The sequence below is a fragment of the Capnocytophaga leadbetteri genome, from assembly GCF_003054025.1.
GTDB lineage: Bacteria > Bacteroidota > Bacteroidia > Flavobacteriales > Flavobacteriaceae > Capnocytophaga > Capnocytophaga leadbetteri.
This window is the reverse complement of record NZ_QBKG01000021.1, coordinates 1-21,707: the sequence shown is the minus strand read 5'-3', so window position 1 is coordinate 21,707 and position 21,707 is coordinate 1. Positions and strand designations below refer to the sequence as shown.

19 protein-coding genes and 4 tRNA genes are annotated in these 21,707 nt (G+C 39.6%); 6 read left to right on the top strand and 17 right to left on the bottom strand.

Features of this window, described 5'->3' with window-relative positions:
* Positions 1–18: 18 nt before the first annotated feature.
* The 4 genes from cysS to C8P65_RS11095 form a co-directional block, all read right to left on the bottom strand.
* Positions 19–1,497: a cysteine--tRNA ligase gene (gene cysS, locus C8P65_RS11110; protein ID WP_107782864.1), complete on the bottom strand. Its 1,479-nt coding sequence runs from the start codon at positions 1,495–1,497 to the stop codon at positions 19–21.
* A 10-nt stretch (positions 1,498–1,507) separates the two neighbouring features.
* Positions 1,508–2,467 (bottom strand): glycosyltransferase family 2 protein, encoded by a 960-nt coding sequence (locus C8P65_RS11105; RefSeq protein WP_107782855.1) that lies wholly within the window; start codon positions 2,465–2,467, stop codon positions 1,508–1,510.
* 59 nt (positions 2,468–2,526) lie between these two features.
* A complete protein-coding gene (gene murB / locus C8P65_RS11100) occupies positions 2,527–3,510 on the bottom strand; it encodes a UDP-N-acetylmuramate dehydrogenase (RefSeq protein ID WP_107782854.1) in 984 nt (327 codons plus the stop codon).
* Between the two features lie 121 nt (positions 3,511–3,631).
* Positions 3,632–3,705, bottom strand: a tRNA-Met gene (locus tag C8P65_RS11095).
* A gap of 471 nt (positions 3,706–4,176) precedes the next feature.
* Between C8P65_RS11095 and C8P65_RS11090 the strand changes: the two genes are divergently transcribed.
* From C8P65_RS11090 to C8P65_RS11080, 3 genes are read left to right on the top strand one after another with little or no spacing between them, the layout of a single operon-like run.
* Complete coding sequence (locus C8P65_RS11090; protein WP_107782853.1) at positions 4,177–5,712, top strand: YifB family Mg chelatase-like AAA ATPase; 1,536 nt, start codon at positions 4,177–4,179, stop codon at positions 5,710–5,712.
* Between the two features lie 40 nt (positions 5,713–5,752).
* Positions 5,753–6,313 (top strand): hypothetical protein, encoded by a 561-nt coding sequence (locus C8P65_RS11085; protein WP_009391775.1) that lies wholly within the window; start codon positions 5,753–5,755, stop codon positions 6,311–6,313.
* Between the two features lie 3 nt (positions 6,314–6,316).
* Positions 6,317–6,754, top strand: coding sequence for a hypothetical protein (locus C8P65_RS11080; protein WP_107782852.1), 438 nt, complete (start codon positions 6,317–6,319; stop codon positions 6,752–6,754).
* Here C8P65_RS11080 and C8P65_RS11075 read toward each other — a convergent pair.
* Both C8P65_RS11075 and panD read right to left on the bottom strand, forming a co-directional pair.
* Entirely contained in the window at positions 6,684–7,640 is a 957-nt protein-coding gene (locus tag C8P65_RS11075; protein WP_107782851.1) for a lysylphosphatidylglycerol synthase transmembrane domain-containing protein, read from the bottom strand. The genes C8P65_RS11080 and C8P65_RS11075 overlap by 71 nt on opposite strands.
* On the bottom strand, positions 7,637–7,987 hold the full coding sequence (gene panD, locus C8P65_RS11070; protein WP_009391783.1) for an aspartate 1-decarboxylase: 351 nt from the start codon (positions 7,985–7,987) through the stop codon (positions 7,637–7,639). Before panD ends, C8P65_RS11075 begins: the two co-directional genes overlap by 4 nt.
* Positions 7,988–8,216: 229 nt before the next feature.
* Between panD and sucD the strand changes: the two genes are divergently transcribed.
* Positions 8,217–9,092 (top strand): succinate--CoA ligase subunit alpha, encoded by an 876-nt coding sequence (gene sucD, locus C8P65_RS11065; protein WP_009391786.1) that lies wholly within the window; start codon positions 8,217–8,219, stop codon positions 9,090–9,092.
* Between the two features lie 140 nt (positions 9,093–9,232).
* Positions 9,233–10,396 carry a serine hydrolase domain-containing protein gene (locus tag C8P65_RS11060; RefSeq protein ID WP_107782850.1) on the top strand — a complete coding sequence of 388 codons (1,164 nt, stop codon included), beginning with the start codon at positions 9,233–9,235 and terminating at the stop codon, positions 10,394–10,396.
* Here C8P65_RS11060 and C8P65_RS11055 read toward each other — a convergent pair.
* The 4 genes from C8P65_RS11055 to fumC all read right to left on the bottom strand — a co-directional run bounded on the left by C8P65_RS11055 (position 10,393) and on the right by fumC (position 14,404).
* Positions 10,393–11,907, bottom strand: coding sequence for a sulfatase (locus C8P65_RS11055; RefSeq protein WP_107782849.1), 1,515 nt, complete (start codon positions 11,905–11,907; stop codon positions 10,393–10,395). The two genes, C8P65_RS11060 and C8P65_RS11055, sit on opposite strands and share 4 nt — an antisense overlap.
* Before the next feature lie 15 nt (positions 11,908–11,922).
* Positions 11,923–12,474 carry a hypothetical protein gene (locus tag C8P65_RS11050; protein ID WP_107782848.1) on the bottom strand — a complete coding sequence of 184 codons (552 nt, stop codon included), beginning with the start codon at positions 12,472–12,474 and terminating at the stop codon, positions 11,923–11,925.
* Between the two features lie 81 nt (positions 12,475–12,555).
* On the bottom strand, positions 12,556–12,828 hold the full coding sequence (locus C8P65_RS11045; protein ID WP_107782847.1) for a TRL-like family protein: 273 nt from the start codon (positions 12,826–12,828) through the stop codon (positions 12,556–12,558).
* Between the two features lie 178 nt (positions 12,829–13,006).
* Complete coding sequence (fumC, locus tag C8P65_RS11040; protein ID WP_107782846.1) at positions 13,007–14,404, bottom strand: class II fumarate hydratase; 1,398 nt, start codon at positions 14,402–14,404, stop codon at positions 13,007–13,009.
* Between the two features lie 566 nt (positions 14,405–14,970).
* On the opposite strand from fumC, the gene lipA reads away from it, so the two are divergent.
* Positions 14,971–15,864 carry a lipoyl synthase gene (gene lipA / locus C8P65_RS11030; RefSeq protein ID WP_107782845.1) on the top strand — a complete coding sequence of 298 codons (894 nt, stop codon included), beginning with the start codon at positions 14,971–14,973 and terminating at the stop codon, positions 15,862–15,864.
* Positions 15,865–15,927: 63 nt separating this feature from the next.
* Here the strand turns inward: lipA and C8P65_RS11025 are convergent, their stop codons facing one another.
* From C8P65_RS11025 to C8P65_RS10995, 7 genes are all read right to left on the bottom strand, one after another.
* The gene (locus C8P65_RS11025; RefSeq protein ID WP_107782844.1) at positions 15,928–16,932 is read right to left on the bottom strand and encodes a vWA domain-containing protein; all 1,005 of its coding nucleotides are present in this window, start codon (positions 16,930–16,932) and stop codon (positions 15,928–15,930) included.
* Between the two features lie 21 nt (positions 16,933–16,953).
* Positions 16,954–18,588, bottom strand: coding sequence for a BatD family protein (locus C8P65_RS11020; RefSeq protein WP_107782843.1), 1,635 nt, complete (start codon positions 18,586–18,588; stop codon positions 16,954–16,956).
* A gap of 25 nt (positions 18,589–18,613) precedes the next feature.
* Positions 18,614–19,477 carry a DUF58 domain-containing protein gene (locus C8P65_RS11015; protein WP_107782842.1) on the bottom strand — a complete coding sequence of 288 codons (864 nt, stop codon included), beginning with the start codon at positions 19,475–19,477 and terminating at the stop codon, positions 18,614–18,616.
* A gap of 60 nt (positions 19,478–19,537) precedes the next feature.
* The gene (locus C8P65_RS11010) at positions 19,538–20,539 is read right to left on the bottom strand and encodes an AAA family ATPase (protein WP_009388903.1); all 1,002 of its coding nucleotides are present in this window, start codon (positions 20,537–20,539) and stop codon (positions 19,538–19,540) included.
* Positions 20,540–20,733: 194 nt separating this feature from the next.
* Positions 20,734–20,807: transfer RNA gene (locus C8P65_RS11005), tRNA-Arg, on the bottom strand.
* Positions 20,808–20,874: 67 nt separating this feature from the next.
* Positions 20,875–20,949 (bottom strand) — tRNA-Pro (locus C8P65_RS11000).
* A 27-nt stretch (positions 20,950–20,976) separates the two neighbouring features.
* Positions 20,977–21,060 (bottom strand) — tRNA-Ser (locus C8P65_RS10995).
* Positions 21,061–21,707: the final 647 nt, after the last annotated feature.

Here is a 21,707-nt window from a genome sequence, read left to right as displayed (position 1 = left end):
TACTACAAAAAAATCATTTTAATTGATAATATAACTTGTACCGTCTTTACCGTCTTTTAGCTGTATGCCGAGAGGCAAAAGCGCATCGCGTATTTTGTCAGATAGTGCCCAATCTTTATTAGCACGGGCTTCCATTCGCATATCAATAAGCAACTGTAGTACTCCATCTAATTTATCGTTATTATCTGCTGCCAATTGTTCTGCCTGCAAACCTAAAACATCAAAAACAAAAGCATTCATCAGCATTTTCAGCTCATTAAGCTCCTCTACAGATATTTTTTCTTCTCCGTTTTTCAATTGGAATACCCATTTAACAGCTTCGAAGAGATGTGCAATGAGAATAGGCGAATTGAAGTCATCTAAAAGAGCCTCATAGCATTTTTGTTTCCACTCTGTTATAGGTAGGGCAGTAGGATGTATAACTTCAGTAGTTAGCTCATTTAGTATTTTCATCGCTTCCATAAGTCTGTTAAAGCCTTTTTCGGCAGCGAGCATAGCTTCATTTGAAATATCAAGCACACTGCGATAATGTGCCTGCATAAAGCAAAAACGTATCACTGCTGGAGCAAAAGGTTTCTCGAAGAAAGTGTTATTGCCCGTAATAAGCTGCATCGGAAGTATATAGTTACCTGTTGATTTACTCATACGTTGCCCATTCATTGTCAGCATATTAGCGTGCATCCAATAACGTACGGGACTTTCACCGTGCCCTGCCTTACCTTGTGCTATCTCGCATTCGTGGTGTGGAAACTTCAAGTCCATTCCGCCTCCGTGTATATCGAACTGATTGCCGAGATATTTGGTGCTCATCACCGTACATTCGAGGTGCCAACCAGGGAAACCATCGCCCCAAGGAGAAGCCCAACGCATTATATGAGCGGGAGAGGCTTTTTTCCACAGTGCAAAATCTTGTGGATTGCGTTTCTCTCCTTGACCATCTAAATCGCGGGTATTAGCAAAAAGTTCTTCTATATTTCTGCGTGAAAGCTCGCCATAATTTAAGCCACGCTTATTGTATTCTAACACATCAAAGTAGACAGACCCATTGCTTTCGTAAGCAAAACCATCTTTCAGCAGTTTTTCGGTAAGCTGTATTTGCTCTAAAATATGCCCTGTAGCGGTAGGCTCGATAGTTGGTGGCAAAAGATTGAAAATCTCTAATACTTTATGAAAATCAACCGTATACTTCTGTACTATCTCCATAGGCTCAAGCTTCTCTAAGCGCGATTGCTTCACGAACCGGTCGTTATTTACATCGCCATCATCTGTTAGGTGACCTGCATCGGTAATGTTGCGCACATAACGCACCTTGTAACCTAAAAACTTAAGGGTACGATAAATAAAGTCAAACGACATAAAGGTACGCACATTACCCAAGTGTACATTGCTATACACGGTAGGGCCGCACACGTACATACCCACATTATTTTCGTGCAAAGGTACAAAGACCTCTTTTTCTCCTGTTAAGGAATTAAATATTTTTAATTGATGTTTCATCGCTATTATATTATTTGCTATTTTTTCCATTTACTAATTCGCTAATCTTATAGCGTTCTTCATTATTCTTGGTCTTTAAGATAATCTCGCCCAAAAAACCTGCAATAAAGAACTGAGTGCCGATAAGCATCGTGGTTAGAGCCAGATAAAACTGAGGGCGGTCAGCTATAAGTCTTCCGTTAGGGTTGATAAACAGTTTATCAATACCCAAATAAGCTGAAAATAGAAACCCTATAAAAAACATCAGCACCCCTAATGCCCCAAAAAAGTGCATAGGTCGCTTGCCAAAATGAGACAAAAAGCTAATGGTAATAAGATCTAAAAAACCATTGATAAATCGGCTCATACCAAACTTGGTAACTCCGTATTTGCGTGCTTGATGTTGCACCACCTTCTCAGTAATACTATTGAAGCCCGCATTCTTTGCCAATACCGGTATATAGCGGTGCATTTCGCCCGATACCTCTACATTTTTTATCACGTCTTTCTTGTAGGCTTTCAGTCCGCAATTAAAGTCGTGTAGGGTAAGTCCAGAAGTTTTTCGTGCTGCCCAATTGAACAACTTTGAAGGAAGATTCTTTGCAAGCACCGAATCGTAGCGCTTCTTCTTCCAACCTGACACCAAGTCATAATTATCCTTAGTTATCATTTCGTACAAGGCAGGAATTTCATCAGGACTATCTTGTAGGTCAGCGTCCATTGTAATGACCACCTCGCCTTCTGCAGCCTTAAAACCTGCGTGCAAGGCTTGCGATTTGCCATAGTTACGCAAAAAGCGAATACCCCGTACTTGTGCATCTTTTTCAGCCAACTGCATAATCACTCGCCAAGAACCATCGGTACTGCCATCATCGACAAAGATAATTTCATACGAAAATCTATTGAGCGTCAGCACCTTAATAAGCCATTGATAAAGCTCTGCCAATGACTCTTCTTCATTGAGAAGTGGTATTACTATTGATATTTGCATAGGGCGATATTCCGTTTAGCTGTTAATAAAGGGCAAAGATAGTAATTTTTTTATTATCTTCAGAAGATATTTACCTCAAATTCTAACGCAACACCGAATTTTTCAAATACTTGGTCTTTCACATAATGCGCTACGGCTAATATTTCTTTGCCTGTAGCCTTTCCGTAATTGACTAATACTAATGCTTGCTGGGTATGTACGCCCGCATCGCCTACTCGATAACCTTTTAGTCCGCAAGTATCGATAAGCCAACCAGCAGGCACTTTTACATTGAGGTCATCTACTTTATACGATGGTATTTGCGGATACTGCTGTTGCAGCTCTATATACTTCTCCTTCGGCAATATAGGATTTTTGAAGAAACTTCCACAGTTACCCACTTCTGCCGGATTAGGTAATTTGCGCTGCCTGATAGCTATCACTACTTCAGAAAGCTGCTGAGGGGTAGGTGTGGTTATGTGTCGCTCGCGTAGCACCTCTTCTATTGCTCCGTATTGGGTGTGTAGCAAATGGTTGCGCTTAGTAAGTTTGAAAGTAACCGCCGTGATGATATAATGACCTTTCTCCTCACCTTTGAAAATGGACTCGCGATAGCCAAAACAACAATCAGCATTGCTAAAGACGCGTTTTTGTAGGGTGCGCACATCTATCGCCTCGCAGCTCGTCATCACATCTTTAATCTCGACCCCATATGCCCCTATATTCTGCACGGGAGTAGTACCCACATTGCCATAAATAAGGGAGAGGTTTTCAAGTCCCCCATAGCCTCTTTCTAAGGTATATTGCACAAACTGATGCCAGTTTTCGCCTGCAGCTGCCTTAATCCACACATAATCATCTGTTTCCTCTTGCACTTCTATCCCTTTGAGTAGGATATGCAGCACAGGCTGAGAGATTTTCTGAGTAATAAGCATATTACTCCCCCCGCCTAAAACAAACGGATTAGGATACATACGCAGTGCCTCAACAAGAGCTTGTTCAGAATGAATATCGACTAAAATATCGGCTTCTGCCTTAACATTGAATGTATTAGGAATCAACATAATGAAAAAGATTAAATGTGAATGCTGTAAAAGAGTTTCTAATTTTGCCCCAAATCAGACCCAGTTATTTTAATAAAATAAGCGTAATTAGTTCATTATCAAACTAATTACGCCTCTCTTGTAGCGAAGACGGGATTTGAACCCGTGACCTTTGGGTTATGAATCCAACGCTCTAACCACCTGAGCTACCTCGCCAATTATATTCAAAACCTATTATTCTTTCTGTTTTGCGGGTGCAAATGTACTACTTTTTTTTATTCTACCAAATTTTTATAACACTTTTTATTCATTAAATCTTATAAATTACCTACAAATAAATGATTATCAACATTATACATACTTCTTTTTCACCCTTATATCTCTCAACTTTCTAATAGGTCAAACATACAAATTGGTTCGACTTAAAGGAGTGATTAATGGCTAACTGAACCGTGGTAAGAATATTTTTCTATTTTGACAACGATTATTAGCCGTTTATTTTTCGCTACCTAAATGTTCGTCACATACTCGGCTGCACTAGCTCGCCGACTTTCCTTCGCTCTTCCTGTATTGTTCCTATATCGTTTGTATAGGGTAAATGGCTACAGAAAAAATTTCTGCTTTTATGATTTGTCATTTGTCATTATTTTATTATCTTTGCCATATCAAAAAAATCAACCGAAAAATATGTTAGTAAAAATTTACGGAAGTGCCGTTTTTGGAGTAGAAGCAACGACCATTACTATTGAAGTCTATATTGATAAAGGGGTGGGCTATTACCTTGTAGGGTTGCCCGATGTGGCTATCAAAGAAAGTAACTATCGCATCGCTGCGGCTCTACAAAATAACGGCTATAAGATACCTGGAAGGAAAATCACTATCAATATGGCTCCTGCCGATATGCGAAAAGAAGGCTCTGCCTATGACCTTAGTTTTGCTATTGGTATTCTGGCTGCTAACGAGCAAATACAAGCCGATGATTTAGATAAATACATCATTATGGGTGAACTCTCTTTAGACGGAGGACTTCAACCTATAAAAGGTGCCCTACCCATCGCCATTCAAGCGCGTAAAGAGGGGTTTAAAGGCTTTATTTTGCCTGCTCAAAACGCTAAAGAAGCTGCTATCGTAGACCAATTGGAGGTGTATGGAGTGGAAAACATCAAAGACGTAATAGCGTTTTTCAATGGCGAAAGACAGTTAGAGCGCACCATAGTAGATACACGCAAGGAATTTTATAAGAACTTAGAGTTTCCTGAATTTGATTTTGCTGATGTTAAAGGACAAGAAACTGTAAAACGCTGTATGGAAATAGCGGCGGCTGGAGGACACAATATCATTCTTATAGGGCCTCCTGGGTCGGGGAAAACAATGCTTGCCAAACGGCTGCCCAGTATTCTCCCTCCTATGACGCTACACGAAGCCCTCGAAACTACCAAAATACACAGCGTAGTGGGTCGCATCAAAGACAGCGGGCTGATGAGTCATAGACCTTTCCGCAGTCCGCATCACACCATTTCAGATGTTGCCTTAGTGGGAGGCGGTACTTATCCACAACCAGGTGAGATATCATTAGCCCATAATGGTGTGCTTTTCCTTGACGAACTGCCAGAATTTAAAAGAGCTGTGTTAGAAGTGATGCGTCAGCCTTTAGAAGACCGAGAGGTGACGATATCAAGGGCTAAATTTTCTATCACTTATCCTGCGTCGTTTATGTTAGTGGCCAGTATGAATCCGAGCCCCAGTGGTTATTTTAACGACCCTGATGCCCCGATGAGCTCCTCGCCTGCTGAAATGCAACGCTATATGAGCAAAATATCAGGGCCGCTGTTAGACCGTATCGATATACATATAGAGGTAAATCCGGTGCCTTTTGAGAAACTTTCTGATGAGAGAAAAGCGGAAAGTAGCAGCGAAATACGCAAACGAGTGATAGAAGCGCGCAATATACAGACTGAACGTTTCAAAGAGTATGAGCACATACACTATAATGCCCAAATGAATACCAAACAGATTCAAAAATTCTGTAAGGTAAGCGAGGAATCTCTGAAACTCCTGAAAAATGCTATGACACGCCTTAACCTTTCTGCTCGTGCCTACAACCGCATTCTGAAGGTAGCGCGTACCATAGCCGACTTAGAGAAAACAGAAGAAGTGCAACCCCACCATATTGGTGAAGCTATTCAGTACCGCAGCTTAGACCGCGATGGGTGGTTCAGCTAAGAAATAACTATTAATAAATAATAATTAACACTATAAAACAATGAAGAAATATTTTTTATTAGCGACTTTTGGTTTATTAACACTCGCCAGCTGTAACCAAAGTAATAAATTGGACAACAGCGATGTAACCGACCTTATCACCGATTACTTAGAAGAAAATCCGCTATACGAAACAGGTAAATTCAATACCAACAAGCAAAAACTAAGCAACAGCTCAGACCAAGAACTCATTGAGGCTATTCAAAGGCTAACAGATGAAGGATTTATTGAAATTAATGATGAAAAAGTGCGCAAAAAGTGGTTTTCTAAAGACAGTGTACATATTATTACCCCCGCACTTACGAAAGAGGCTTTGCCTTATTTGGTAAAGCAAAATAAAAACAACGCCGAAGTAAAAACAATTATCTACAAATTTAATGATAAGAAAGTAACCTTGGAGAAAAGTACAGAAAATGTATCTGTTTGCACCGTTATTTTAGATAAAGAAAAAACGCCTTTCTACTATTTTGGTAAAGACCCTTACCCCAATGCTTCATTTATTACTCAGAAGTTTAAACTAAAATACAACGAAAAAACAGGTTGGAAGATTATAAAAAAATAAGTTATGAAAAATCTTAGTATCCTTACATTAATACAAGCCTTATTAAGCCTCGTTTCGGGCATACTCATCTCTAAAATGTCTTTTATTGGAAAGATAGGCGTTAGCACATTTTACAGTCAGTATGCCGTATTTAAAACTTGGTGGAAAACTGCTCTTATTCTATTTATTGTACAGTTTGTGCTCTTGCTTTTCTTACAAACCTTTAGAGCTAAAGTAAGCGTAGGGTTTGCCCGTTTGTTGGCTGTACTATTAATAATAATAGGAGCCGTAGGGGCTTATCTGACTTATATAGATTTTACCACTACGGCTCATAAGGTGATGAAGTTTAGTTTTCACGCAGGTTTTTATCTGTTCTGGATAACGTGGTTTATCACTTGCTTTTATTTTCTTTTATCAAAGGGAGCAAAGCAAACGACAGACCTCCCAGAAGAAGTGTCATAGCAAATTGAGACGTCCATACTATCCAACCGAAAGCGGTGCCTACAGGTGTTGCCACCCCAAAGAGGAAAAGCACCTCAGCTATGAAGAAAGGATATGAGCCAAAACCTGCATTGGTGAATGTCATTGCAAAGCTACCCACTACAAAAGCTGTAAGCACATTAGCCAGACTGATGGTAGCCGTTTCGGGCAAAGCAAAGAAAGGAATGTAAAACATCAGGAAATACATAGCCCATATGAAGAGGGTATGCAATAAAAACAAGGTTTTATGGCGTATTTTCATCACTGAAAGTACGCCTTCTTTTATACCACTTAAAAAGCCTTTTACCTTTACAAACAGTTTTCTTTCAGAAGTATAAACTAAATATAAAAATACTACAAACGACACTCCGCCAATGAGAGCTATCCACAATAGTTTCTGAAAAGGAATTTTAGACAATATAAAGCTGCTAATTACATCGAACTGTAGCACAAATGCAACTCCGGTAAATGCTGTGAGCAGTAGCAGGTCGATAACACGCTCTGAGATAATGGTGCCAAAGGACTTCTCGAAAGGCACTCCGTCATAATTACTGACAAGCAGAGCTCGTGATACCTCTCCGGAACGCGGAATTGTAACATTTACCAAATAGCCCATAAACACTGCCATAGCGCGGTGTAATAGGGAGGTGCGGTATCCCATAGGGCGCAATAAAAACTCCCAACGCACAGCCCGCGACATATCGGCTAAAAAGCCTAAAAAGACTGACAAAATAATATAAAAATAATCTGCTGAAAGAAAGGTTTTCTTTATCTCAGCAAATTGCTCTTCAGTAAACTGTTGGTAGGCGTACCAACACAAAAAACCTCCCACGAGTAATGGGAGGGTAAGTTTAAGCGTTTTTTTCATTCCAAGAGATTCGTTTGTTCATTAGGGAAAATAACAGAAGGTTTAAAGGTTTTAGCCTCTTCAAAATCCATTAGGGCATACGAAATGATAATTATTATATCGCCTCGTTGTACTTTGCGAGCCGCAGGCCCATTGAGCACTATAGCCCCCGAATGGCGTTTCCCTTTGATAATGTAAGTATCTAAGCGCTCACCGTTATTGACATTTACTATCGAGACCTTTTCGCCTTCTATCATTCCAGCAGCTTCTAAAAGTGCCTCGTCTATAGTGATGCTACCGATGTAATCTAAATCAGCACCTGTTACTTTTACTCGATGTATTTTAGATTTTAATACTTCTATTTGCATTTTTTGCTTGTATTTAAAAACGCGGCAAAAGTACAAATAATTAGGTAATTAGCAATTTTCTTCTACTTATCGCATAAAAAAGTTTCTTTTCGTTTTTTAATAACTCGCTGATAAACAACCACATAAGAAATAGCAATTACGAAAAGTTATTTATTTTATCGAATAAAAATTGTACGGCTCAAATAAAATACTTATCTTTGCTTCAACTAAAAACTAAAAGTTTATCGCAATGAGTGTATTAGTGAATAAAAATTCAAAGGTGATTGTACAAGGCTTCACCGGAAGTGAAGGTACTTTTCACGCTGAGCAAATGATTGCTTACGGCACGAATGTAGTAGGCGGTATTACCCCTAACAAAGGTGGACAAACACACTTAGGAAAACCCGTATTTAACACCGTAGCCGACGCTGTAAAAGCCACAGGAGCTGATGTTTCTATCATCTTCGTACCGCCTGCATTTGCTGCAGATGCCATTATGGAAGCAGCAGAAGCTGGCATTAAAGTGATTATTACCATCACTGAAGGTATTCCTGTTGCCGATATGGTGAAAGTGGCTGCTTACATCAAAAATCGCGACTGTAGGCTTATAGGGCCTAACTGCCCTGGAGTTATCACTCCTGAAGAAGCTAAGGTAGGTATTATGCCCGGTTTTATCTTCAAAAAAGGACACGTGGGCATTGTTTCTAAATCGGGTACTCTTACTTATGAAGCTGCTGACCAAATAGTACGTCAGGGCTTGGGTATCACTACCGCTATAGGTATCGGCGGTGACCCTATTATTGGTACCACTACTAAAGAAGCTGTTGAACTACTAATGAATGACCCTGAAACCCACTGTATAGTGATGATAGGCGAAATAGGTGGTCAGTTAGAACCTGAAGCTGCTCGTTGGATAAAAGCTAATGGCAACAAAAAACCTGTAGTGAGCTTTATTGCTGGTGAAACCGCTCCTAAAGGGCGCACTATGGGGCACGCTGGAGCTATAGTAGGAGGTGCTGAAGACACTGCTGAAGCTAAAAAACGCATTCTTAGAGAGTGTGGTGTACACGTAGTGGATTCACCTGCTAAAATAGGTGAAAAAGTAAAAGAGATAATGAGTAAATAGACTTTATTTTTGTTTTTATATATAAAAAAAGCTGTTAGAGAATTTTCTAACAGCTTTTTTGTATTTTATTACATTATCTTCATCTTTTTTCCGCTCATAATTACTATCTTTGCGCCCTGAAAAAAAACAACTCATTACAAATGAAAAAACTAACAACCATTATCGTGTTTTCTACTATTATCTCTTTCTTTAATACTCTTTTCGGGCAAAGGAAACTATCTGATACAGAGGTTTTTAAAAAGAATCCTTCTGAAGTTACCTCGTTTGAAGAGGCTAAGACTGAAGCTGAAAAGATATTGTACTACCTTATTCAAGAGGAAATTATACCAGGGGCATCAGTCACGGTTACTAAACAAGGGAAAATTATTTGGCAAGGAGGGTATGGCTATGCCGATATTAGCAAAAAAACACCTGTAGACCCGCAAAAAACTATCTTTCGCGTAGCTAGTATGAGCAAAGCTATCACTGGAGTATTATTGGCACGCCTACAAGAGCAAAAGAAATTTGACTGGAATCTTTCGCTGTATGAATACGTACCTAACTTCCCGCCCAAACCGTTTGACTTCACTATTAAACAGCTTGCTGGACATTTGGCAGGTATTCGCTCTTACAAAGCAAATGAATATACCCTCAACAAGAAATACTCTATAGAAGAAGGAATAGACCTATTTAAAGATGACATACTACAATCGGCACCAGGCACTAAGTTTTTATACAGCAGTTATGGTATTAATCTTATTTCATTAGCTATTGAGAAGTGCCTAAACAAGAAGTTTGAAGATATAGCTAAAGATGAGGTTTTTAAACCACTGAATATGTGGCGCACCTTTCCTGACAGAGGTAAAATTATTACTGATGAAGCTACTCCGTACACCCGTACTAAAAAGGGATTAGACAAAGCTACTGAAGTGAACAACTACTTCAAATTAGCAGGCGGAGGCTTCCTTTCTACCTCTCACGATATTGCTAAAATGGGTACTGCCATAGAGCGACACAGCTTCTTATCGCAAGCAGTAGAAAATGAGATGCTCAAAAAACAATGTACTACTGATGATGTAGAGATAAACTACGGTATAGGTTGGCAAAACCAACGTGACTGGAATGGACGCGACTATTTTGGACATACCGGTATGGGAGTAGGTGGTTTTGGTTGGCTATCAGTATACCCTAATGAACAGGTAGTTATCGTGATGCTCTTCAACGTTACAGACCCTCAAATAAGTATCTATCTACAACGCCTTACCGATTTTATTTTAGAAGGAGCTAAGCTAACTGACCAACCTACCCTCATTGAAAATCCTTAATTTAACTCAATAGGTTTCCCCGTTTTTTTATTAATAGGTAACTGCGCTTTTACTCGCTTAAGGTAATGGCGCAGTTTTTTTGTGAGCTCTTGTGTCTTGCGCGGGTATTCTGTATCCAAATTGTACTGCTCTCCTATATCATCTTCGAGGTTAAAGAGTTCTTTTTGCCCTGTTTTGTACATATACACTAATTTCCAATCGCCTAAGCGTATGGCACTCGAAGCTCCGTAACCATAACCTTCTACTGTATACCAATTGTTAGGGCAATGCCAATAAAGGGGACGGGGCTTCCCACCTACTTTTTTCCCTTCGAGCAAAGGCAAAAAGCTCTTACCATCTACTACTTGAGGCACTTGGTAGCGGTAATGCTTTAGTTGAGCAACACTCAACAAAGTCGGAAAAACATCTTCGATAATAACGGGTTGCGAAGTACGCGTACCAGCAGGTATATGTCCGTGCCAAGCTGCTATCATAGGGATACGTACGCCCCCCTCATAAGCAGAACCTTTGCCTGCTTGTAGCGGATAGTTATGTGTGTTAGGCTTACCTCCTCGCGCTACAGCACTAAGTCCGCCATTATCAGAGAGAAATAAGATAAAAGTATTATCAATTAACTGATGTGCTTCGAGGTAGTCTAACACATCGCCGAGGCTTTTATCCATAGCTGCTACCATAGAGGCATAGCGCGCCTCTATAGGGTCTAAATGCTTATAAGCATCAATAAAACGTTTGTCTTCTTCTATAGGAATATGTACCGCATAATGCGAAAGATAGAGAAAAAACGGACGGTCTTTAGGACGACTGTCTAAGGTAGCAAGAGCCTCGAGGGTAAGAGCTTCGGTAACAGAAATATCTTTTCCCCAATACTTTTGTAGGTCGGGGATAGCAAAAGGAGATGATGGTTTGCCGTCTGTACGATTGCCAAAATTAGTAAGCCCAGAGTAACTGGCAGGCCCTCCGCCAGCGTGTCCTGCTATATTCTTCTCAAAACCTAAGTTCAGCGGATCAGCCCCTAACGTTTGGGTAGCCCCAAAATGCGCTTTGCCTATACAAATAGTATAGTAGCCTACGTCTTTGAGCAACTGCGGAAGAGTACGAGCGTAATAAGTGCGAGGAATATTAGGTACAGGCGAAATGCCATTGACATTCCACTCAGGAGGAGTAATAATAGGGTCTTCTACATCAGTAGGGGTATTGTAGTGAAGCGTCCAATTGGTTACACGATGGCGAGCTGGATTGCTACCCGTCATTAGGCTTACCCTACTGGGGGAACATATAGAAGAAGCATAGCCTTGTGTGAGCTGTATGCCTTTAGCTGCTAAGCGCTCCATATTAGGGGTATGGTAAGTATCATTATTAGGTACACGCGTATCCCAGAAAGGCAAAGAAGTGTCTTCCCAGCCCATATCATCTACTATAAAGACTACTATATTAGGGCGTTGAGAGGTAATAGCTTGTCCCCAGCTGTTAGTAAACAATAATGCTAATAGTATCAAAAAAGTTGGTTTCATTTCTTAATGGTTTAGTTATTTAAAAATAGTAAACAAATTAGAATTTATTGCTTCTATTCTCTTTTTAGATGAAGAGGCTGTATCAAATTTATAGGTCTTACCTTTTTCTTTTATTATGACTAATTGCCAATCAGAAGTATTAAATATAGACTTCAATTTTTCTGCAGGAATAGTAGTGGAAAAACGCGACTGAAAGCTATTTTTCTCTCTTTCTACGAATAACAATTTGACATCAGACAGCTCAAAACTTGTATTATTAACATACAAATAAACACTTTTTAAACTATGTATAGCCTCTGGCATATACACGCTAAAATTCATCTGTGCTGTACCTTGCAAACTTTCTTTGCTTCTGAAGCTAATATCTAATGTAGCTTTAGCTTCTTCGTATTCACTTACTAAGGCTAAAGGTTTTATAAAATATTGATTACCCTCATCGCCTACATAATAGCTCTCAAAGTACTTTTTACCTCCTCCTGAAGTTGCAGGTTTTACTCCTAAACAACTATTAAGACTAATAGATAAAGAGATTAGTAGTAAACTAAGTAATAAAAAACGTTTTTTCATAAGATAACATTAAAAAAAGAAGAAAAGAACTATCTAAAATATCTCAAGATAGTTCTTTTTCTTCTTTTAAATTAAAAAAAACTACTCACCAGTTACAATAGTTTCATAAGAAACCACGATACCAAGAATGCTTGTGTGTTTGATATCTACTGTTGAAATTTTAGTGATACCAGCATTTTTAGCTGCTTTTTGGATACTTGCATCAGCTCCAAAGAACAATACACCAAGATAACCAGTAGCGGTAGCAGTTCCTACTTTTTTACCAACTGGATTGCTAGTAGCTGCTACTGGTAATGTAAGAGAGCAGCTTGTTAGGGCAGTAGCTAAAGCTGCTGCAACGAATAATTTTTTCATAAAAAATACATTTTTATTTGTTATGTTTCCTACTCTTATGGATTTTCAGTTTCTCCCTGTTGATAGTTTAACAGCTCTAATTAGGGTACAAAGGTATATTTTTACACAATATCATGCAAATTTTTGCTAAAATATTTTTATTTTTTTAACATTTAGCAATTTATATTTTACTTGATAATTATTTAAGACTACCTACCATATCTTCTGGGCGTACCCATTTATCGAAATCTTCTGGGGTAACATAACCTAAACGTACTGCTTCTTCTTTAAGAGTAGTGCCATTGCGGTGTGCTGTTTGAGCTATCTCGGCAGCTTTGTAGTAACCTATCTTAGTATTAAGCGCTGTAACTAACATTAGTGAATTATCTACCAACTCTTTGATGCGTTTATAGTTAGGCTCAATTCCACTTGCACAATGCTCTTCGAATGACACACATACATCACCTAAAAGCTCTGCTGATTTTAGGAAGTTAGAAGCCATTAACGGTTTGAATACATTGAGTTCGTAATGTCCTTGTGTTCCCCCTACAGTGATAGCTACATCATTACCCATTACTTGAGCTGCTACCATAGTCATAGCCTCGCATTGAGTAGGATTTACTTTTCCTGGCATAATAGAGCTACCCGGTTCGTTTTCAGGAATAAGAATTTCGCCTATACCTGAACGAGGGCCTGAAGCCATCATACGAATATCATTAGCTATCTTATTAAGTGCTACTGCTAACTGTTTTAAAGCTCCGTGGCTCTCTACTATCGCATCGTGAGAGGCTAAAGCTTCGAATTTATTAGGAGCTGTAACAAAAGGTAGACCGGTAAATTTAGCAATATACTCCGCTACTTTTACATCATAGCCTTTAGGAGTGTTAAGCCCTGTACCTACAGCTGTACCACCTAAAGCAAGTTCTGAAAGGTGTGCGAGTGTATTCTTAATCGCTTTGATGGCGTGGTCGAGTTGGGCCACATAACCAGAGATTTCTTGACCAAGCGTAAGAGGAGTAGCGTCCATAAGGTGCGTACGACCTATCTTAACTACATCTTTGAAAGCTTCAGCTTTAGCCGCAAGGGTATCACGCAATTTCTGAACCCCAGGAAGCGTTTTCTCTACCACCATTTTGTAGCAAGCAATATGCATACCTGTAGGGAAAGTGTCGTTAGACGATTGCGATTTATTTACATCATCATTAGCTTTTAACACAGGGTCGCCCTCGCCTATCTGTTTGCCAGCAAGCACTTGAGCACGGTTAGCAATCACCTCATTTACGTTCATATTAGACTGCGTACCAGAACCTGTTTGCCAGATAACCAATGGGAATTGGTCATCGAGTTTGCCTGCAAGGATTTCGTCGCATACTTGAGCAATAGCATCGCGTTTTTCAGCAGAAAGCACACCTAAATCAAAATTGGCATAAGCAGCTGCTTTTTTGAGGTAAGCGAAACCACGAATGATTTCTTTTGGCATAGAGGCAGGAGCACCAATTTTGAAATTGTTGCGAGAACGCTCTGTTTGTGCCCCCCAATATTTATCTGCAGGGACTTTCACTTCGCCTAAAGTGTCTTTTTCAATTCTGTAACTCATTTTGTTTGTATTTAATTAATAATTTTAATCGGTAATAATAACGCTACAAAAGTACGTTAGTTTTTTGAGATATTAAAATTTTTTTAAGTTTTTTCAATATATTTTTCTCTCATCCTTTAATTTATTTCAAACTACACAGGCTAAATCATTAGCAGATGAACTTATAGATATGACCTTGCCTTACAAAAACTATATAAAGACAATTACTGTATATTACTCTCACCTGTAGCTGTCACAAAGGTAAGATACTCTGCCACTGAAGCCCGCACCATATCTTTAGTTATTTTTTTTCTGTTCATCGATTACTATAATCAGGAGTCGCAAAGTTAGTGATTTATACAGAAATAAGCAAAAATTATTCACAGCATTTGCATTTAACTCTATGGCACTATGCGAGATTTAAATGTACCTAAAGTTAAATACGAATACTGTGTACCTCACGTATAGGATGAGCGAAGGATAAGCGAAGAATGACCGAAATTTAATCGACCTCTGGTAATTAAAATTTTGTCAATTGACAAAAAAGTACTACTTTTGTAATAAAATTATAGATTTTCAAGAATACAATGAATGTAGAAACTGTTGCTTCAGAGCCCATTGTAGCCACTGAAGCATTTCCTCAAGCTAAACCCAAATGGATTCGGGTAAAGCTGCCCACCGGCAAAAAATATACTGAACTGCGCAATGTAGTTGATAAATATAACCTACACACTATCTGTACCTCTGGCAGTTGCCCTAATATGGGCGAGTGCTGGGGCGAAGGTACCGCTACTTTTATGATTCTCGGCAATATATGTACCCGCTCTTGTGGATTCTGCGGAGTGAAAACGGGTAGACCTGAAAGCCTCGACTGGGAAGAACCTGAAAAGGTGGCTCGTTCTATCAAACTGATGAATATCTCGCACGCAGTACTTACCTCAGTAGACCGCGATGACCTAAAAGATATGGGTAGTATCATTTGGGCTGAAACGGTAAGAGCTGTACGCCGTATGAACCCTAACACTACTATGGAAACGCTTATCCCTGATTTTCAAGGAGTAGAACGCAATCTCAACCGTATATTAGAGGCTGCCCCCGAGATTATCTCGCACAATATGGAAACCGTACGCCGCCTCACTCGCGAAGTGCGTATCCAAGCTAAATACGACCGCAGTCTGGGAGTATTAAAATATTTGAAAGAGAATGGTGCTAATCGTACCAAATCGGGTATTATGTTAGGATTAGGCGAAAAAGAAGAAGAAGTAATTGAAACTTTACACGACCTAAAAGAGGCTAAAGTAGATATCGTAACTATTGGGCAGTATCTACAACCCTCTAAACGACACTTGCCTGTTAGAGCCTTTATTACTCCTGAGCAATTTGCTAAGTATAAAGAAATAGGTATGAGTTTAGGATTCCGCCACGTAGAAAGTGGTGCTTTGGTACGCTCTTCTTACCGCGCACAAAAGCACTTGTTATAATTGATTTACCAATTTGCTAATAAAAAAAGAGACTGTCAGTTGATTTCTGACAGTCTCTTTTTTTTAAATATCATTTCTAAGTAAAGTGTGTTTCAAAACAAACTCTAATAGTAGTAAGAAGCCTGCTACAAGCACCCACCATCTGAATTTCTCATCTACTTCGGTATATTTAAATTCTTCTATCTTAGTAGTTTCCATCTGGTTAATCTCGTCATAAATCTGTTGCAGCTTCTGGTTGTTAGTAGCGCGGAAATAACGCCCTTTAGTCACTTGGGCTATCTTCTTCATCAGCGGCTCGTCTATATCTACCTGCTGCATACGGTATATGATGCTGCCATCGGCATTCAGGGCGTAAGGCGATAGTGCCATTCCGTTAGTACCTATCCCCACCGTATACACTTTGATGCCGTATTCTGCTGCTAACTCGGCTGCTGTTTGTGGGTCTATAAAACCGGTATTGTTCACCCCATCAGTTAAGAGAATAATTACCCTACTCTTAGCCTTGCTTTCTTTAAGTCGGTTTACAGCTGTAGCCAAGCCCATACCTATAGCAGTACCGTCTTCTATCTGCCCATAAGTGATTTCAGAAAGGGCATTTAATATAATCGATTTGTCAGTAGTAACAGGGGTTTTGGTATAGCTTTCACCTGCGTAAATTACCAAACCTATACGGTCATTAGGACGGTCTTTCACAAACTGCGAGGCTACCTTCTTCAGTGCCTCAAAGCGGTTGGGCTTCAGGTCTTGCGACAACATACTAGCCGATACGTCAATCGCCATTACTATATCAATACCGTCTGTTATTTTGGTCTTAGCATTCTCTGAGTGTGTCTGTGGACGAGCAAGCGCTACTACTATCAGCGCAATGGCTATCATACGCAGCACAAAAAGCAAGTGGTAAAGAGCATCGCTCCAACTCTTCTTCTTCTTCTTGAAAGCTATGGTAGTCGAAAAAGTAACATTAGCTTGTGATTTCTTATTCCAAAACCAATACCACAACAGCATTAGTGGCAAAAGCAATAGCAGCCAGAAAAACTCAGGATTGGCAAATACAATATTTTTAAACATCTGATTAACGATTTTAGGTGGTTATTCTGTTTTAAATGCAATTGAGTTTACTACTCTCTTAGCAATAGCCTTTGCATTAAAATCATTTATATAGGTAATGAGCAACTGCTGTAAGGCACCATTTTCAGTAAAGCTATAAAGCTCATAATTTGCTTTGAAAAGGTTGCCGTTTTTATCAGGTAGTGTCATTTCACCAAATACTTTCATTCCTTTTACACCTGCAGGGGTTGTGTATTCCTCTTGCAAGGTGGTGATATTCTTAGCCCCCGCCTTATCGAGCTGTGCCAATACTATCTCATTAACCAACTGCGGGTCTAAAGAGATATTGCCATCACCGCGCTCACTACTATTACCTCCGGTTTCCTTTACAAAAGTGATAATATTAGTCATTATATACAGCTCAGAGTTGAGGCTACCAAAATAGAAAGTACTCTGACTGTGAATAATAGGTTTGAAGCCAGTAATATCTACTATCTGCTTGCGCATTAGCACTTTTGGAGTAGTAAGCTCGGTAATAGGATAACCATAATCACTAGTTACCCATTTGCCTTCGTTTAGCTCTGCCACATACGGATTAAACAACCAATTTTTAAGGGTACGATAGCCAAAATACAATCCTACTCCCCCGAGCAAGAAGAAAAGAAGTATCCCCACCCCTACTCTTATAAGGAGTTTCTTTCGTTTTTGCCTTTTGAGAGCTAATGCTTTCTGCCATGCTTCATTGATAGCCTGTTCGTCAGTAGGTTCAAGCGGAATAGCTTCTTGGGTTTTAATCACTACATTTTCGATGGTCTCGCGGTCGTATTCAGCATTGTCATCAGAGGGTTTATTCTTAGCAAATTTCACCAAATCGGCAGTCTGCAATACCCTTTTGAGGTTAGTAATCGTCTCTTGGTTAAGGTTTAGTTTGCCTTTTTCTTGTAGTAGATTTATTTTCGTCAATAACTCATCAGTAGTACTCTCTTTTGCAAGTATATGTACCTCCTCTTCTAAGTAGGCTTTCACTATATCAGTCAGACGAGTATAGTATTCTTTATGTTGCGATTGTATCAGGTATTTAGAGTTTTGTAGCTCTTTCAAATCTTGAATAGCACGGTCGAAAGGAGGTAGTTTTTTCTGTGTTTGCAAGAAAGGAAATTTCTTTTTGCGAATAAACACAAAATAAACAAAAGCTACTATCAACAGCAATAACACTGCAGCAATAATTGTAAGTATCCACCCATACGAGGTAAAAGGTTTCTTAACCTCTTGTATAGGCTTAATGTCGTAGAGGGGCTGTTTGAGGGTATCAATAGCCACGGTGTGCACCTCTACCAATAGCGAATCGGTAAAATAATCCTTATTATTGATGCGTATTTTCTGAGACGGAATGGTGTACTTTCCCTCGTCAAACTGGGTAAGGTAGTACTCCTTTACCAATCGGTACTTCCCGCCATCGCGCAACGTATCAGCTGCACGAGTTTTCACCATTTCCAAAGGAGCAAATGTCTGTCCCTCAGGAAAAGACACCGGTGTATCGGCAGGCGTTTCTACCGACACTTTATACTGTATTTGTTCCCCTATTTTGATGTTTTTCGTATTAGTTTCCACCTTCACCTCTTGGGCGTAAAGCATTGGGAAAGCTAATAAAAACGTATAATACAATAATCGCTTCATCTTCTTTACTAATTTGCTAATTATCTCATCGCCTTTTGAAGTAGCCTAATAGTTTTTGCGTATAACCCTCGTCATTACGACAATTTACTACCCCAGCTCCTGATTTCTGCCAAAGTCCCTCAAAGTAACTCACCGTCTCGCGGTACTGCTGCGCATACTCTTTGCGCACTGCCGAAGAAGCTGTATTTACCCGCATCAGACCTCCCGTTTCGGCATCTTTCACCATTATATAGCCCAAGTTAGGCAACTCTGTTTCCTTTTGGTCATAGATGCGAATGCCGGTAATATCGTGCTTTTTAGCCGCTATCTGTATAGGTTTCTCATACCCCTTATCAATAAAGTCAGAAAGCATAAATACAATAGCTTTTTTCTTCATCACCCTGCTGAGGAACTGCAAAGCCTCGCCTATATTGGTTTTAAAACTCTTAGGTTCGAACTCTATAAGCTCTCTGATGATGCGCAGCACGTGAGATTTGCCTTTTTTGGGCGGAATAAACAACTCTATCTGGTCTGAAAAGAGTATCAAACCTGTTTTATCATTGTTTTGCAATGCCGAAAACGCTAAGGTAGCTGCTATTTCGGTGATAATTTCGCTCTTAAACTGCTGTTGTGTACCAAAAAGTTCGCTACCACTCACATCTACCATTAGCATAAGGGTCAGTTCGCGTTCCTCTTCAAATACTTTCACGAAAGGCTCATTATAGCGTGCCGTAACGTTCCAGTCTATCATACGAATATCATCGCCAAACTGGTACGGACGTACCTCGCTAAAGGTCATACCGCGCCCTTTGAAAGTAGAGTGGTACTCCCCTCCGAAAATATTATCGGAGAGTTTTCGCGTTTTAATCTCTATCTTGCGTACTTTTTTTAATAATTCTTTTGTATCCAAAATCTATACTGTCAATCAAAAAAGTGATGATTACCATTTTAATGGCAAATTGGCTAATTACTAAGGTACTTCAATCGTATTTACGATTTTATGTACCATCTCTACAGAGGTAATATTCTCAGCCTCAGCTTCGTAAGTAATACCTATACGATGGCGAAGCACATCGAATACTACGGCACGTACATCTTCAGGAATGACATAACCACGACGCTTGATAAAAGCATAGCACTTAGCTGCCATAGCAAGGTTGATACTACCACGTGGCGAAGCTCCAAAGCTGATAAGCGGCTTAAGGTCTGCTAAACCATATTTTTCAGGATAACGGGTGGCAAAGATGATGTCCAAAATATATTTTTCTATCTTCTCGTCCATATATACCTCTCTAACAGCTGCTTGTGCGTTAGTAATCTGCTCTAAACTCACTGTTTGGTTTACTACCGCATAGCTATTGCTTAGATTGTCGCGCATAATCTGCTGTTCTTCGTCTATTTTAGGGTAGTCAATTACTGTTTTTAGCATAAAACGGTCTACTTGCGCCTCAGGTAGCGGATAAGTACCCTCTTGCTCTACTGGGTTTTGGGTAGCCATAACCATAAAAGGAGTATCAAGCTTAAAAGTAGAGTCGCCTATGGTTACTTGGCGTTCTTGCATAGCCTCGAGCAAAGCTGATTGTACCTTAGCAGGAGCACGGTTTATCTCGTCAGCCAACACAAAGTTAGCAAAGATAGGTCCTTTTTTGATAGAAAACTCATTTTGCTTGATGTTGTAGGTCATTGTACCAATGACATCGGCAGGTAGCAAGTCGGGGGTGAACTGTATACGACTAAACGAGCCGTGCACTGACTTAGCCAGCGTATTGATAGAGAGGGTTTTAGCCAGCCCAGGTACCCCCTCTAAAAGGATATGGCCTTTGCCTAACAAGCCGATAAGCAAGGCATTGACCATATGTTTTTGCCCAATGATAACCTTATTCATTTCGGCAGTAAGTATATCGATAAAGGCGCTTTCCCTCTCGATTTTTTCGTTTATTTTACTGATATCAACAGCAGTTCTTTGTTCCATATATTAATTAATTTTTCAGTATTTTGCTTTATACAAATATTGTGCCGCGCAGGGCAAAGATATGAAATAATTTTGAAATATAAATATAGCAGCCGATATGTGATGTAGAATTTGGGTTAAAACAAAATAACGCAGAGCTTTTGCCCTGCGTTATTTCGAACATAAATTTTAATACAAAATGAAACAAATTCTCGTGATCACGACAGGATTCGAACCTGTGACCGTCTGCTTAGAAGGCAGATGCTCTATCCAGCTGAGCTACGTGACCATTTCCCAAAAAAAATATTTCAATAATGCAACTCACAAGGGAACATTAATGAAATATTTTATTGTTGTCGGGGCGGCAGGATTCGAACCTGCGACCTCCTGGTCCCAAACCAGGCGCGATGACCGGACTACGCTACGCCCCGAATTTATCAGTCTTTGCTAAAAAGATGCGGAGAGACTGGGACTCGAACCCAGGCGACGGTTACCCGCCGACAGATTAGCAATCTGCTCCGTTACCACTCCGGCACCTCTCCTTTATTTTTATGAACTCCTTTTTTGTCTCTTTTGCGGTTGCAAAGGTACTACGATTTTTATATTCTGCAAATTTTTCAGCAACTTTTTTTCATATTTTTTTGAAGAAAAATTATAATTCACTCATTATCAATAGATAATAAAATAACTTTTTTATCGTTAATTATTAGGTTTTAGGCTTTAGTCGTTAGTTTTTTCAGCAATAACAAGATATTTTTTTGATTAATGGGAGGAATGGGAAGGCTAAGAAGGCTGGGAGGAATAAGAAATTTGAAACAGATTATGAATAGGACTGGAGTAGGATATTTTTCTGGTTTTTAGGCGGTGATTAGACGTTTGTACTTCGCTCATCTTTCGGTAATCCTTCGGTGATCCTGTATCCTTCCTATATCTAAAGTAAAGAGATGCTATAAAAGAAATTTTTTCTGAGAGGGCTGAGAAGATTGGGAGGGCTGGGACAGGTGAGACGAGTGAGACAAGTGAGACGGGTGGGAGGGCTGAGGAGGATTGGGAAGGCTGGGAGGATTGTGTCACGTCCTAAAAACGGTTTACATTTATTTTGTCAGTTTAATTTATGTTTTTCATTTTTTAAGTTAAGTATTGTAAGCAAGAACTCCTTTACTACATCAGTATAGATGAGTATCCACTA

Bases quoted from the DNA above. Each gene is read 5' to 3' on its own strand.
- C8P65_RS11025 (WP_107782844.1), bottom strand. From the start codon at position 16,932: ATGTTTAAAAATATTGTATTTGCCAATCCTGAGTTTTTCTGGCTGCTA.
- C8P65_RS11085 (WP_009391775.1), top strand. From the start codon at position 5,753: ATGAAGAAATATTTTTTATTAGCGACTTTTGGTTTATTAACACTCGCC.
- C8P65_RS11090 (WP_107782853.1), top strand. From the start codon at position 4,177: ATGTTAGTAAAAATTTACGGAAGTGCCGTTTTTGGAGTAGAAGCAACG.
- C8P65_RS11105 (WP_107782855.1), bottom strand. From the start codon at position 2,467: ATGCAAATATCAATAGTAATACCACTTCTCAATGAAGAAGAGTCATTG.
- cysS (WP_107782864.1), bottom strand. From the start codon at position 1,497: ATGAAACATCAATTAAAAATATTTAATTCCTTAACAGGAGAAAAAGAG.
- C8P65_RS11050 (WP_107782848.1), bottom strand. From the start codon at position 12,474: ATGAAAAAACGTTTTTTATTACTTAGTTTACTACTAATCTCTTTATCT.
- fumC (WP_107782846.1), bottom strand. From the start codon at position 14,404: ATGAGTTACAGAATTGAAAAAGACACTTTAGGCGAAGTGAAAGTCCCT.
- C8P65_RS11075 (WP_107782851.1), bottom strand. From the start codon at position 7,640: ATGAAAAAAACGCTTAAACTTACCCTCCCATTACTCGTGGGAGGTTTT.
- C8P65_RS11060 (WP_107782850.1), top strand. From the start codon at position 9,233: ATGAAAAAACTAACAACCATTATCGTGTTTTCTACTATTATCTCTTTC.
- C8P65_RS11055 (WP_107782849.1), bottom strand. From the start codon at position 11,907: ATGAAACCAACTTTTTTGATACTATTAGCATTATTGTTTACTAACAGC.
- C8P65_RS11080 (WP_107782852.1), top strand. From the start codon at position 6,317: ATGAAAAATCTTAGTATCCTTACATTAATACAAGCCTTATTAAGCCTC.
- panD (WP_009391783.1), bottom strand. From the start codon at position 7,987: ATGCAAATAGAAGTATTAAAATCTAAAATACATCGAGTAAAAGTAACA.
- C8P65_RS11045 (WP_107782847.1), bottom strand. From the start codon at position 12,828: ATGAAAAAATTATTCGTTGCAGCAGCTTTAGCTACTGCCCTAACAAGC.
- lipA (WP_107782845.1), top strand. From the start codon at position 14,971: ATGAATGTAGAAACTGTTGCTTCAGAGCCCATTGTAGCCACTGAAGCA.
- C8P65_RS11010 (WP_009388903.1), bottom strand. From the start codon at position 20,539: ATGGAACAAAGAACTGCTGTTGATATCAGTAAAATAAACGAAAAAATC.
- sucD (WP_009391786.1), top strand. From the start codon at position 8,217: ATGAGTGTATTAGTGAATAAAAATTCAAAGGTGATTGTACAAGGCTTC.
- C8P65_RS11020 (WP_107782843.1), bottom strand. From the start codon at position 18,588: ATGAAGCGATTATTGTATTATACGTTTTTATTAGCTTTCCCAATGCTT.
- murB (WP_107782854.1), bottom strand. From the start codon at position 3,510: ATGTTGATTCCTAATACATTCAATGTTAAGGCAGAAGCCGATATTTTA.